The organism is Parabacteroides sp. Y3-G-102 (genome assembly GCF_023656845.1).
Taxonomy (GTDB): Bacteria; Bacteroidota; Bacteroidia; order Bacteroidales; family Tannerellaceae; genus Parabacteroides; species Parabacteroides distasonis.
The window spans coordinates 1-14,587 of record NZ_JAMOKU010000041.1 but is presented as its reverse complement, the minus strand read 5'-3'; the positions used below and the strand labels follow the sequence as shown (position 1 = coordinate 14,587).

The 14,587-nt window shown below is 46.5% G+C and carries 9 protein-coding genes; 5 read left to right on the top strand and 4 right to left on the bottom strand.

Annotated elements, in window-relative coordinates:
- Positions 1-27: 27 nt before the first annotated feature.
- Positions 28-1,638 carry a dipeptidase gene (locus NBH16_RS17710; protein WP_121772798.1) on the top strand — a complete coding sequence of 537 codons (1,611 nt, stop codon included), beginning with the start codon at positions 28-30 and terminating at the stop codon, positions 1,636-1,638.
- 73 nt (positions 1,639-1,711) lie between these two features.
- Positions 1,712-2,881: a C1 family peptidase gene (locus NBH16_RS17705; RefSeq protein WP_048926902.1), complete on the top strand. Its 1,170-nt coding sequence runs from the start codon at positions 1,712-1,714 to the stop codon at positions 2,879-2,881.
- Positions 2,882-3,020: 139 nt separating this feature from the next.
- On the opposite strand, the gene dpp7 is transcribed toward NBH16_RS17705, so the two are convergent.
- Together dpp7 and NBH16_RS17695 are read right to left on the bottom strand one after the other, a co-directional pair.
- On the bottom strand, positions 3,021-5,153 hold the full coding sequence (gene dpp7, locus NBH16_RS17700) for a dipeptidyl-peptidase Dpp7 (RefSeq protein WP_349213355.1): 2,133 nt from the start codon (positions 5,151-5,153) through the stop codon (positions 3,021-3,023).
- Positions 5,154-5,182: 29 nt separating this feature from the next.
- A complete protein-coding gene (locus NBH16_RS17695) occupies positions 5,183-6,541 on the bottom strand; it encodes a TIGR00341 family protein (protein WP_048926904.1) in 1,359 nt (452 codons plus the stop codon).
- A gap of 132 nt (positions 6,542-6,673) precedes the next feature.
- Between NBH16_RS17695 and NBH16_RS17690 the strand changes: the two genes are divergently transcribed.
- Positions 6,674-8,761 (top strand): sensor histidine kinase, encoded by a 2,088-nt coding sequence (locus tag NBH16_RS17690; protein WP_250788912.1) that lies wholly within the window; start codon positions 6,674-6,676, stop codon positions 8,759-8,761.
- Here NBH16_RS17690 and NBH16_RS17685 read toward each other — a convergent pair.
- Positions 8,758-10,254 carry a lipopolysaccharide biosynthesis protein gene (locus NBH16_RS17685; RefSeq protein WP_122145562.1) on the bottom strand — a complete coding sequence of 499 codons (1,497 nt, stop codon included), beginning with the start codon at positions 10,252-10,254 and terminating at the stop codon, positions 8,758-8,760. The genes NBH16_RS17690 and NBH16_RS17685 overlap by 4 nt on opposite strands.
- Before the next feature lie 11 nt (positions 10,255-10,265).
- A complete protein-coding gene (ruvB, locus tag NBH16_RS17680) occupies positions 10,266-11,291 on the bottom strand; it encodes a Holliday junction branch migration DNA helicase RuvB (protein ID WP_010182716.1) in 1,026 nt (341 codons plus the stop codon).
- 128 nt (positions 11,292-11,419) lie between these two features.
- On the opposite strand from ruvB, the gene NBH16_RS17675 reads away from it, so the two are divergent.
- The gene (locus NBH16_RS17675) at positions 11,420-12,595 is read left to right on the top strand and encodes a DUF4934 domain-containing protein (RefSeq protein WP_195205687.1); all 1,176 of its coding nucleotides are present in this window, start codon (positions 11,420-11,422) and stop codon (positions 12,593-12,595) included.
- A 282-nt stretch (positions 12,596-12,877) separates the two neighbouring features.
- A complete protein-coding gene (locus tag NBH16_RS17670) occupies positions 12,878-14,446 on the top strand; it encodes a PD-(D/E)XK nuclease domain-containing ATP-binding protein (protein ID WP_196009299.1) in 1,569 nt (522 codons plus the stop codon).
- Positions 14,447-14,587: the final 141 nt, after the last annotated feature.

The window sequence follows — 14,587 nt, the reverse complement described above, 5'->3', positions numbered from 1 at the left end:
TACAAACATCTAAATAACACAAGAAAGATGAAGAAACTTTTTACCTATGTTCTTATGCTTTGCGCCAGCCTATCCGTTTCGGTAGCGCAACAAATCCAGTATCCGGAGCCGATCTTGAACCCGGAGAGTTGTACGAGTATCATGGTCGGTAAAAAAGCCTCGGCGGATGGCTCCGTGATGACTAGCCACACCTGCGATAGCAATTACCGCACTTGGATGGATATCGTACCTTCCGCCTCGTACGATCACGATACGACAACCACGGTCTATACCGGACGTATGCATACCGAATATGCCGAGGGAACCCGGGGGATGATAACGAAAGGAACACTGCCCGAAGCGCAGTCTACGTATCAATTCCTCAACACGGCCTATCCTTGCCTGAACGAGAAGCAACTAGGCATCGGGGAAACAACAATCACCGGCCGGAAAGCCCTTGTCAACAAGAAAGGTATGTTCATGATCGAGGAACTTCAGCGAATCGTCTTACAACGTTGCACGACCGCCCGTGATGCCATCCGTGTGATGGGCGAGTTGATCGAGAAATACGGATATGGCGACTGGGGCGAGTGCCTTACGATAGCGGATCCGAAAGAGGTATGGCATTTCGAGGTCTTCGGCGAGGGTCCGGATAAGATCGGTGGCGTATGGGCGGCGATCCGTATCCCCGACGATCATGTAGGCGTATCGGCGAATATCCCGCGTATCTCTAAGGTCGATCCGAAAGATACGGACAATTGCATGGCTTCCGCCAACGTATTCGAGGTAGCCAAGCGCATGGGCTTCTGGGACGGAAAGAAACCGTTCCGTTTCTGGGAAGCGTATGCCGGTGGGAACTATGCCGGTGAACTGAAATCATTCAGTATCCGTGAGTTCTTTATATTGAATAAATTAGCGCCTTCCTTACGTTTATCGTATGACGCGGAAGAACTTCCCATCAGCGTAAAACCGGACCGGCAAGTATCCGTAACGGATGTGATGGCTCTCCTCTCCGAAACGTACGAGGGTACGGAATACGATATGACCCAGAACTTGAAAGTAGCCGTAAAGAAAAAAGATAGTAACGAGACCGATACGGTTATCAGTCCGGTAGCCAATCCTTGGATGACTCGGGATATGGTGAACATGTTGAATGGGTTAAAACCGGACGCCGTAAAAAGCTACCGTTTGGTTGCCGTACCACAATGCTCCTACTCTACCGTGATCCAGTTACGTGACTGGTTACCCAATGCGGTAGGCGGCGTGGTTTGGATGGCCTATGATAATCCCGGACAAAGCCCCCGCATCCCCATCTTCTGTGGGACGAAAGATCTCCCGGCTTGCTTCAAGGTTTGCGGACAGCACCGTTACCGGGAAGATGCCGCCGTATGGGCTTTCCGTCGTGCCAATAAACTCGCTACCGTACGTTGGGGAGCGACTAAAGATCGTATGAAAGCATCTATCGCCCATTTTACGGAGAAAGGGCAGACAGAACTTCCTTTCGTAGAGAGCCGTTACAAAGAGATTCTTACCCAACAAGGTGAGGAGGCCGCAAAAGAATACCTAACCGGATATACCGCCGATTTCGCCGGAGCCACGATGCTACGCTGGAGAGAAATGGGAGACTCATTCTGGACCCAATTCGAAAGAGGCTTCTAATCACCACATCCGATAGTAGAGACGAGGCACACCCCGTCTCTACAATAATAATATAAACTTAAATTCATATACAATGAGAACATTCATTCTATCATGCGCCTTAGCGTTAGGTTCCTTGAGCACATTCGCTCAAGGCTACCAATTTACGGATGTAGTAAAGGTACCCGCCACGCCAGTCAAGAATCAAGCATCCACGGGAACCTGTTGGTGCTTCGCCACGACCTCTTTCATGGAGTCGGAATTACTCCGTATGGGAAAAGGGACGTACGATCTCTCCGAGATGTTTATCGTCCGCCAGAAATACATGAACCAGTTGCAGGATAATTATGTCCGCCAAGGTAGAGGTAATATCGGTCAAGGAAGTCTCTCCCACACCTTCATGAACGCTTTCAACCAAGTAGGTATCGTTCCGGAAGAGGTGTACTCGGGTATCAACTACGATTCCGACCGGCACAATCATGCCGAGATGGTAAAATACATCAAGGCGATCGCAACGACAGCTGTGGACATGAAGAAACGCAGCCCGGAATATTACAAACTAATCGATAACCTATTCGATACCTACCTAGGCAAGCTTCCGGAGAAATTCACTTATCAAGGCAAGGAATATACCCCGAAGACATTCGCCGCCTCCCTAGGGTTGAATATGGACGATTATATCGAGCTGACAAGCTTCACGCATCATCCGTATTACCAGAAATTCGAGGTAGAGGTTCCCGATAACTGGGAACATGCGCAAATGTATAACCTCCCGTTGGATGAGATGATGCAAGTCGCGGATTATGCTTTAAATAATGGTTACACGGTATGTTGGGATGGCGACGTGAGCGAGAAAGGTTTCTCTTTCAAGAACGGTGTAGCTATCAACCCGGAGGTGAAGAAAGTAGATGATTACTCTACTACCGACCGTGCCCGCTTTGAGAAAATGGACGAGAAGGAACGTCTGGAAGAAGTCTACAAATTCGAGAAACCTTTCCCGGAAGTAAACGTTACTCCGGAAGTCCGTCAAGAAGGCTTCGAGACATTCGTCACGACCGACGATCATTTGATGCACCTTACCGGCATCGCCAAGGATCAAAACGGTACGAAATATTATATCACGAAGAACTCTTGGGGAACCGAGCGTAATACTTTCGGAGGTTACTTGAACATGTCCGATAGTTTTGTCCGTGCCAAGACGATCTATATCATGGTACATAAGGATGCGATACCAAAGGCAATCAAGTCTAAATTAGGCATTTAGAACTTTCCTATCGTATAGGATATTACAATGCCCATCGTAAGGTTGTTAGAATAGGCATTCAAAGCACCTTACAATGGGCATTATTAGCTCCTTAGAATGGGCATCCGCGGAAATCATGGATGCCCATCTCTTTTTTCTCTCATCGAACCAGCTTCAACTCCTCAATCAACCTTGGGCATTTACCCCATTTATCGATCATGAAAAGGACATAGCGGATATCTACGCCGATGCAACGTTGCAAATCCGGTTCAAAAGCGATATCACCACTCATCGCCTCCCAGTTACCGTCGAAAGCAAGTCCGATCAAACGGGCGTTTTTATCGAATACCGGGCTACCGGAATTACCACCAGTGATATCATTGTTCGAGAGGAAGCACAGCTGCAATTCCCCTTTTTCATTTGCGTAAGGTCCGAAATCACGGCTACGAACCAGATCCAGTATCTCCGGTTGTACCCAGAACTCATCGCTCGTCGGGTCCTCTTTCTCTAGGATACCTTTATCCGTTGAGTAATAATTGTACCATGCGGCATCATAAGGACGATACCCTCCGATAGAACCATAGCTTAAACGCATCGTGAAATTAGCGTCGGAAGACAAAGCTTTCTCCGGATACATCTCCTTCAAGCCCGCGAAATACAAACGTTCTCCCTTAGCGATATCATACTCCGCATCACCCATCAACTGCTGTAACTGGAAGATAGACACCAATACGGACAAGCTCAGTTCCGCCGCCGGATCTTTTCTCAATTTCTCATATTGCTTCGGATTTCTCAACATCTCGGCGATCTTGTCGTACGACAATAAGGAAGTCTTCTTAAATACATCCGCCGCATATTTCTCATAATTTCCTTTATACTTCTTATCAACGCTCGTATAAATATCCGGCAAGAACTCCGAAGATACACGTTCTTTCGCGATCTTCATCATCGCGGCCAATACCTTCTGATCCAAAGACGGCTCGTAATCCTTGAAGAACGGTTGGATACGATCCTCTAAAAAGACAGTAATCTCTTCCGGAGTAGCTCCGTTTATATCCACCGATTGCACCATACGAGCCAAACGAATAATCTCCGCTCCACTGGAAAACGCCTCATTCAAATAGGTCAACGCCTCCCTATACTTATTGGTCGAGGTATATCCTTTTTCCAGCAAATTCAAGACCTCGCCATATTTAGCGCCCCGGGCCTGATCTTTCGCTACCCAATCAGCGAAGGCCGTCTCCTCCGCACGTTTACGTTCGATCACGTTTAGATTCGCCAATCCTTTATTCATACCGATCGAGTTCTTCCAATAATTGGAGCTTCCCGCATATTTGGAGGCATATTTGATACGTACGGCGTCGCTAGCCGACATAGCCTCTTTCCAGATGCCCTGCTTGATGCCACGCACCTCGATACGGGGCTTATTACTATTCTCGATACGCTGTTGCACGCCCCAAGAACACAAATAACGATCCGTGCTTCCCGGAAAACCGATTGTCATGGCATAATCCTTATCTTGATAACCTTGCATAGACACCTCCGCTACATATCTCGGGGTATAAGGCTTATTATCCGCGTTGTATTCCGCCGGTTTATTATCCGCGTTGGCGTACACACGGAACACGGAAAAATCACCGGTATGGCGGGGCCACATCCAGTTGTCCGTATCCCCACCGAACTTACCGATAGAGCTAGGCGGAGCGAACACCATGCGCACGTCACGAAATACGTCATATACGACCAAGAAATACTTGTTATTGTTATAGAAAGGAACCACGTCGGCTGCCTGGAACTCACTATTACCCACAGAGTCACAAATCACACGACCGATAGAATCGGCGGCGGATAAACGCTGGAACTCGTCCTCTATACCGGCGATCTGGCTGTTAATACGATCGCTCACGTCTACCGTCTCTTTCAAATAACGTACCGACAAACCCGGGACCGGCAACTCCTCTTGCTTGCTTTGGGATACAAAACCATCCTTCAAATAATCATGTTCCACGCTGCTCAATTGCTGGATAGAACCGAAACCACAATGGTGGTTCGTAAAGATCAAGCCCTCGTCCGAAACCGTAATACCCGTGCATCCGCCACCGAAGATTACCACGGCGTTCGCCACGCAAGGATCCGTCTCACTATACAACTGATCATAGGATGGGGTAAAACCCAACTCGGCCATTCTCGCCAAATTCTGCTTATTCAATTCCTTCAGCACCCACATGCCCTCATCGGCATATAACTGGCCGGAAGCGGCTAAAAGCAACAAAGCCGCCCACACTCTTTTCATCAACTTCATTCTTCTCTTATTAGTCTAAATTATTCGATTAGTAACTTAATGTTTTTTACCTCGACACGGGCCGACAACCATTCTGTAATCTTTTTACGCTCAACCTCTTTCACCTTCGTCTTACTCTTCAGATAAACCAGCATGACCGTATCCGGTTTCGCCGTCTCCGTATTCACGATATAGGTATGCGAGCAAGAAGCCTCTACCACAAAGGGGAACAACACTTTCATTTCCGGGATCAACTCGGATGTCAGGCGCCCATAACTCTGGTATTTGTCAACCTGCCGTTTTAAAGAATCGATCTGGATGGTTTGCACACGCAGCACCTCTTCGCTATTCTTATACAAATCCTGCATCAACAGGCTCTTCAGCTCGTTGATATCCGTCGCTTCCTGGCCAAAGCCCTGCTGTACGATCAAATGGACATTTTTCAATCCGTATTTTGGCATTTTGGCTTTTGCGTTCGCGATCATCTCGTCTGGTACGGTTTGTCCGATCAACACCACTTTTACCTCTTTCTTCTCGCTTGTATCCGTAATCACCTTACTCAATATTTGCGTATTCGGGAAACTCAGTTCTTCGGTGACAAACGTTCGTACCCTCTCATTAAAATAACTGCTACGGATTAAGTTATAACTCAAGAAAAGACTGGGTACGATCGTAAAGAATACGATAATACCGACATAGCGGGTCACGATCTTTTCCCGTTGTTTATCCAGGAATACTTTCTTCGGATACTTCAATAAACGTACCACCACATAAGTAGCCAAGCTAATAAATACCGTATTGATAAAATACAGATAGAAAGCGCCGAAAAAGTAATATAAATTACCACTCGCCAAACCGAATCCCGCCGTACAAAGCGGAGGCATCAACGCCGTAGCGATAGCCACACCCGGGATCACGTTTCCCTTGCTTTTCGTAGAGCTCGCCACGATTCCCGCCAGACCGCCAAAGAAAGCGATCAACACGTCGTATACCGTGGGCTGCGTACGGGCAAGCAACTCGCTTTGGGCCTCACTGATCGGTGATATGAGAAAATACAAGGTAGACGTTATTACGCTGAAGACCGTAGCCGTGGCAAAATTACGGAACGACCGCTTGATCAACTCGAAATCAGAGATACCCAATCCCAAGCCGAATCCCATGATCGGTCCCATCAGCGGCGAGATCAACATCGCGCCAATGATCACTGCCGTAGAGTTGGTATTTAACCCGAGAGAAGCGACAAACGTAGCGAAAATAAGTACCCATAAGTTCGTCCCCTTAAACTCTATCCCCTTTTTAATGGATTCTATCGTCTCCAGCTCATCTTCCTTTTCCTGCCTGACGTCGAAATTACGGACAAAAAAATCCATAATCTGTTTATGTAGCAATCCTTTTTCCATGCGGTATTAATCTTGTCCCATATTTATGCAAAGATATTTCAATTGTTTGTTTTTCTAACTATCTAATCGTTTTTTTATAGTGAGATTACGTATATTTGCACTTGTAACACAACAAAAAGAGATCCTATTTGTATGAAACGATATCTAATGCTTTTATGCTTATTGTTTATGTCCTTTGTCGTTTCATCTCAAACGACAACGCCAGACTCGCTTAAAAGCGCCTTGAAAAAAGCAACCTCCGAACGCTCTAGACTGGAAATCCTTACCAATTTAATGGATATCTCACGAAACGATGACATATTAGTAAACGCTAAACAACTCTATCAGGAGGCCTTAAAAGCGAATGACAATTACTATAAGGAAGCGGCGTTGACCGAGATTCTCCGACGTTATATCAACACGGACCAAACCGATAGCGCAAATATCTACATCGCCAAGGCCGAACAGGAGCTAAAAGGAGAAGCCAGAGCCAGCCTCGTGTCGTTCATGAAAATGATACAAGATACGCGCGTCATATTCTACACATCCGGTGAACCGAGAAAGAAAGTCCTCATGAATTGCCTATTCAAGCTGGAAGAACCTGATAAATTGTCTCCCTACGAGAAAATAGCCTGCAATTATATACTTGGTATGGCTGTCAGCAACAGCATTATGGAAGAAAATATGCTTAAGGAGGACTTTAAGCAAGGAAGAGAATATTTCGACAATGTTCTGGCCGAGGCGGAAAAACTGCCCCTACGATATGCGTACAATTTCTTGCCTAACACCTATTTCATGCTATGCGCTTATGCGAGTAACCCTCAAGAACGAGGACAATATGCTACCCGTTACCTAAATACGATCTTAGGTTACTCTAACATCCCGGAGATGAGGAAACGTCCTTACGCAGTCAACAAACGTCAATTATTAAGCGCTTATTCAAACCTTGCCATTAGCGCCGAGGCTATTGGAAAGGATTTGGCGACCTCTTATTACCGTAAGTTCATGAATCTGCTGAAGGCTTATCCGGAATCAGCTAGCGCCGCCCCGGAGTATGAGCTCTACTACACCTCATCGAATTATTACCTAGGTATTAAGGACTATAAGAAATTCATTGAGTTCAGTGACTCTTTGATCAATTTCTCCAAACAGATACCGCTTTACAAGGAACATGTAATCGCCTATGTGTCCGCGAAAGCTGCCGCTTACGACAGCCTCCGGATGTACAAGGAAGCCTATGAGACATCCAAGGAATACGCTGTATTGCTAGACACCTTACGTATGCAAGAACTCAGGAAGAAAATGGAAAATCTGGAGATCGAGAAAGGGGCGAACGAGTTGGTGATCGAAAAGAGATCATTGGAATTGGAATTACAGAAAAGCAAGAAAGAGAATTACCTGTATATATCCTTATTGCTTCTAGCTTTATGCGCCGTGTTCTATATCTTTTTCCGGCTAGGCAAAATGAGATCCCTCTATCGGGCATTGCAGAAGTCTAACGAGCTGGTCTTGATAGCGAACCAGAAAGCACAAGAAAGCGAGGAGATGAAGACCGCCTTCATCCGGAATATGTCGCATGAGATACGGACTCCCTTAAACGCAATCAACGGTTTCTCGGAACTCATCACCAACGACGATATCTCCATGGACGAGAAACAGGCTTTCAGCCGTATTATCTATGAAAACTGTTACCACTTGACTTCCATGCTGAACAATCTCCTTGAGATCGCCCAGCTTGATAGCGGCAATGATTCCCTTCCTCTTGTTCCCACACGTATCCATGAGCTTTGTTTACATGAGATGCAACAGGTAAAGAAATATCAAGAGAAGCCGGAGATCAACTATGTGGTGGAAGGCGATAAGGAGAATGATATGGTCTTGACCAACCGTGCTTATTTCAGTTTGATCATCTCGCATCTGCTGGCAAACGCGAATAAATTCACGGAGAAAGGAAGCATCACGCTTTCATACCATCTGGATAGCGGAGCCAATCTAGTGACCCTATCGGTAACAGATACGGGTTGCGGCATCCCTCAAGACAAACAGGAATGGATATTCGAGCGTTTCACGAAGACCAATGATTTCATTCCCGGCTCTGGCCTGGGGCTTTACCTATGTCGCTTGATCGTTAACCGGCTAAACGGTAAGATAAAGACAGATCCGTCTTATACGAAAGGCTCACGCTTCGTTATCACGATGCCAATCGCCACGCCGTCCAAGCCCTCCGAACTTACCGATTAACGAAAGAAACGTCCTACGTACGGGAGTTCTCGTAAAGGTAAATCCCTTTTAATCATAAATGCGATGAATACGCCTAATAAGATCGTGCGGTATCCCAACCGGAGCCATTCAGACTGTATCGGCAGTGCCATGCCTGCCACGTATAACACCGTCGCCACTCCGAAATAAAGAAACGCGGATTTCAAGTCGTACTCGATCGGGAATTTCTTTTGTCCTACAAAATAGGATAAAAGCATCATCAATAAATTACAAAAGAACGATGCCCACGCACAAGCCATATAACCGTACGAGGGACCGAACAGCAAGATGATAGAGACCGTGGCCACACATCCGATCGTGGAGAAATAGGCGCCCCATCGTGTCTGGTCGATCAGCTTATACCATAAGGAGAGGTTGAAATAAATACCGAAGAACAACTCGCCCAGCATCACGATCGGCACTACCCGTAATCCGGGATAATAGGCCGGCCCGACAAAGTACTTCAAGATATCGATATAGAACATTACCCCGAGGAAGATAAACAAGGCGAATATGATGAAATATTTCATCGCTTCCGAGTAGGCTTTCTTATTATCATCGCTCTTGTTTTTAGCGAAAATAAACGGCTCATAGGCATACCGGAAAGCCTGCGTGAACATCACCATCACCACGGCGATCTTGAAGCATGCGCCGTATATACCCAATTGCTCGTTCGCATACTCCTTATCATCAAACAAGAATGGAAACAGGATCTTATCTGCCGTCTGGTTAAAGATACCGGCAATACCTAGAATGAGGATCGGGAAGGAATAACGCAAGATTTGTTTCAATACCGTTCCGTCTACTTTCGCCCGTATGCCCGGCAAGATATCCGGGATCAAAAGCAATAAGGTTATCAGTGTCGTAAACACGTTCGCCACGAATACATAGCCTACCCCATAATCCGGACGATAGAACCAGCTTATCGCCTCCGGATAGTGCGTATGCAACCACGGACAAGTGATCAAGAAGAATATATTCAAGATAATATTCAAGAAAATACTCAGCAACTTAATCCCGGCGAAACGCCATGCTTTCCCCTTATACCGAAGATAAGCGAACGGAATGCAACAAAAAGCGTCTACCGCCACGATACCCGCCATCATCCCGATATACTCCGGATGGTTGCCATATCCCAAGCCGGCACTAATAGATGGTAACAAGGTGAAAACCGCTACGCTAAACAGCGCCGAACTTCCCAGCAAGCAATACAGCACGGAAGCATACACCCGCATCGGCTCTTGCTCCTCTTTTTTGTTGATGAAGCGGAAAAAACCCGTCTCCATGCCATAAGTAAGCAAGACCAGCAACAGGGCTGTCCAACCATATAAATTCGTCACGATCCCATAATCCCCTGTCCCGGCCAACACACGTGTGTACATCGGCACCAACATCCAATTCAGGAAACGCCCCACTATACTACTCAATCCATAAACGGCTGTCTCTTTAGCGAGCCGCTTCATTCCTCCTGCCATATCGTATCTGTCTAATCAAATAAAAAACCTTGTTCCCCCACCCGGCTACGTCCCAGATGGGTATAAGCTAAATCGGTGACCTCACGGCCACGGGGCGTGCGTTTGATAAAGCCCTCTTTGATCAAGAAAGGCTCGTACACTTCTTCTAGCGTTCCGGGGTCCTCGCCCAAAGCCGTGGCGATCGTCGTTAATCCGACCGGGCCTCCCTGGAATTTATCAATGATCGTCGTCAGCAACTTATTATCGATCTGATCCAAGCCATACCGGTCTATATTCAACGCCTCCAGAGAGAAGCAAGCGATCGCCTTATCGATATCTCCGTTCCCCTTCACTTGAGCGAAATCACGCACACGGCGCAATAAAGCGTTGGCGATACGAGGCGTACCCCGGCTACGGGAAGCGATCTCCCTAGCGGCGTTCAACTCACATTTTACATTCAAGATATTAGCACTACGGAGCACGATCTTCGTCAGCGTCTCCATATCATAATACTCCAAGTGCATATTGATGCCGAAACGGGCACGCAGCGGACTAGTCAGCAAGCCGCTACGGGTCGTAGCGCCAATCAATGTAAACGGAGCCAAATCGATCTGTATCGAGCGAGCGCTTGGTCCTTTATCGATCACGATATCGATCCGGTAATCCTCCATAGCGGAATACAGGTATTCCTCCACGATCGGGCTCAACCGGTGAATCTCATCGATAAAAAGCACGTCGTTCTTCTCCAGCGAGGTCAATACCCCGGCCAGATCTCCCGGCTTATCCAGCACCGGCCCCGACGTGACCTTGAAACCAACCCCCAACTCGTTCGCTATAATATTCGACAACGTCGTCTTTCCCAACCCGGGAGGTCCATGCAAAAGCACATGATCCAGCGCCTCCTTACGCATGCGGGCAGCCATGACGAACACCTTCAGGTTCTCCACCACCTTCGCCTGCCCGCTGAAGTCACGGAGCGAAAGCGGCCGAAGCACGTTCTCGTACTCTCGTTCGTTTTCCGGCATCCGGGCATCCCTTATATCAAAATCATCTTCCATATTCACGTTCATTGACTTGCAAAGATAATGTTAAACAACACATTCACGAAAATAGATGTATAAAATATTTTTCTAACAGTGAGAAAAGCATATGTTTGCTAAAGGGACACCTTTAAAAACATACTACCATGAAACTTATACTCACAATCTCTGCGATGATCCTGTTCCTGATAACGGGATGCGAAAGTGGTAAGCAACCGGCTAACGACTTTTTAACCGTGGATATCACGGCAAATTATCCGAAGAAGGAACTGATTCTTCAAGACTTTTTGGATGTGGAATACATCCCATTAGAAACGAATGAGGAATTCATAACCTCAGCCAGCATGCAAGCCATCGGCAAAAATCTCATAATCCTTAGAAACAAGAACGGACAAGACGGAGATATATTTATCTTCGACCGGACCGGAAAAGGCCAGAGAAAAATCAACCGCAGCGGCCAAGGTAGCCAAGAATACACGAATATCGGGTCTATTGCCCTCGATGAGGAGAAAGGTGAGCTGTTTATCAACAACTACTATTCGAGCCAGTTTATCGTATACGACCTGTCCGGAAACTTTAAGCGAACTTTAAAATACGATAAAGATTTTAATTTCAATAGCGGGAAGATATACAATTTCGATCAAGACAACTTAATCTGCTACGATGAGATTGGCAATTATAAAAATCTGAGAAAAAGCGCATTTTGGCTCCTGTCCAAACAAGACGGGAGCATTGTCAAGGAAATCGAACTCCCTTATGAGCATAAGATATCACCGTTTTTATCAAAAGGAATTTGGTCCGCAGGACCTCGTAATACCGAATTAATTTCCCAAAATGGAAGTTGGGTCTTAATAGAGCCATCTACAGATACGATTTATAGTTATTCCCAAGATCACTCTATCAAACCCTTTATCGTAAGGACTCCACCTATCCGCTCTATGGCCCCGGAAGTATTTCTTTATCCAAGTATTCTTACCGACCGGTATTATTTCATGCAAACAACAAAGAAACAATGGGATTTTGAGAAAGAAACCGGATTCCCCAGAACCGACTTGGTATATGATAAACAAGAGGACGCTATCTTTGAGTGTGTCGTATATAATAACGATTTCGTAGATCAGACACCCGTTGATATGTGGTACGAACACGGAATACTAAAGATCATCAATAACGATGGGATCGCTTTCATAAAGAAACTAGAAGCCAATGAGTTGGTGGAAGCCTACGGGAGAGGTAAGCTGAAAGGCCGCTTGAATGAGATCGCAGCGGGATTAAATGAGGAATCCAACCCCGTGATTATGGTGGCTAAGTATAAGGAATAAAAACTTCTTACTTATTGTCTATTTTTCCAGACTTGTTTTTTATTCGTACATGTTTTTCGGAAAACACGTACGTGAATTCCCAAAAACACGTACGTGAATCCGTGAAAACATGTACGTGTTTTTACGTAAATCCGACAAGCATATTTATCCATCTTACTATCAGTGAGTTATAAATCGACTTCATAGTAAGATATTATTGTTGAAAATTTACTTCTAAAGATACGGTTCCTCTCCTATATTTTATGTAACTTTGCTTATAAGTCGCATAAAATATAGGACGATATGAACCAGACAATTTATCCCATCGGCATACAGAACTTCGAGAGCCTTCGCAAAGATGGTTATCTCTATATTGATAAGACCGCCCTAATCTACCAATTAGTAACAACCGGACGATATTATTTCCTCAGCCGCCCCCGACGCTTCGGGAAAAGCCTGTTGCTGTCCACGCTGGAGGCCTATTTCCAAGGAAAGAAGGAGCTGTTCGAGGGACTGGCAATGGAGAAATTGGAAAAAGACTGGATAAGATACCCCATCTTACATTTGGATTTAAATGCGGAGAGATATTCTGACCCTGGGGCATTAGAGAGTATATTACGACGTTATCTGAACCTTTGGGAAGACCTGTGGGGGAAAGACGAGAGAGAGATAACACCATCCGATCGTTTCACCGGCGTGATACGCCGTGCCTATGAGAGAACAGGACGGAGAGTGGTCATACTGGTAGACGAGTATGACAAGCCTTTGCTACAGGCGATCGGGAATCTGGAGTTACAGGAGGCCTACCGCTCTATACTGAAAGCGTTTTACGGCGTTCTGAAGAGCATGGACGGATATATCCGCCTAGCGTTCCTGACCGGCGTGACCAAGTTTGGCAAGGTGAGCGTGTTCAGCGACCTCAACAACCTAATGGACCTATCAATGGACGAACGCTACGTGGAGATATGCGGCATCACCGAGAAAGAGATCCATACTTATCTGGAAGACGAGTTGAAGGAACTGGCCGACACGCAAGATATGACCTGCGAGGAAACCAGCCGAAAGCTCAAGGACCGCTACGACGGCTACCATTTCGTGGAGAACTCCATCGGTATGTATAATCCTTTCAGCTTATTGAACACCTTCGCCAGAAGGAAATTCGGTGACTACTGGTTCGAGACCGGAACACCCTCCTACCTCGTGGAGCTGCTCAAGCACACCCATTACGACCTCTACGAGATGGCCAACACGGAGACCGACGCCGATGTGCTGAACAGCATCGACTCCGCCTCGAACAATCCCATACCCGTCATCTACCAAAGCGGGTATCTAACCATCAAGGGCTATGATCCTGAGTTTGGCATTTATCGACTGGGTTTCCCGAACAAGGAGGTGGAAGAAGGTTTCGTCAAATACCTACTTCCTTTCTATACGAGCATACAAGCCTCTAAGACCCCCTTCGAGATCGGACAGTTCGTTCGGGAGATACGGTCTGGCAATTACGACGCCTTCTTCCACCGCCTCCAAAGCTTCTTCGCCGACACACCCTACGAGGTGATCGCCGGGCAAAAGCCGGAGCGAGACACGGAGCTGCATTACCGGAACGTCCTCTTCATCGTCTTCAAGCTGGTCGGCCTGTACACGCAAGTGGAGTACCATACCTCGAACGGGCGTATAGACCTCGTATTGCAAACCGATCGCTATGTATATATCATGGAGTTCAAGCTCAACGGAACCGCCGAGGAGGCCCTGCGGCAGATCGAGGAGAAAGGCTACGCCCTACCCTTCGCCGGAGACGACCGGGAAGTCTTCAAGATCGGCGTGAACTTCTCTTCCGAGACCCGCAATATCGAGAAGTGGCTGGTTGGGTGAAAAAGTCATGTTTTTATCCAGTGACATGATACAGATTTACTTCACACGTAATTAACAATTAAAAGAACGTGTGTAACATGTCAAACAAGTTAAGAGAACGTAAAAATTACAGCATGGAGTTCAAGCTCCGTATGCTGAAGG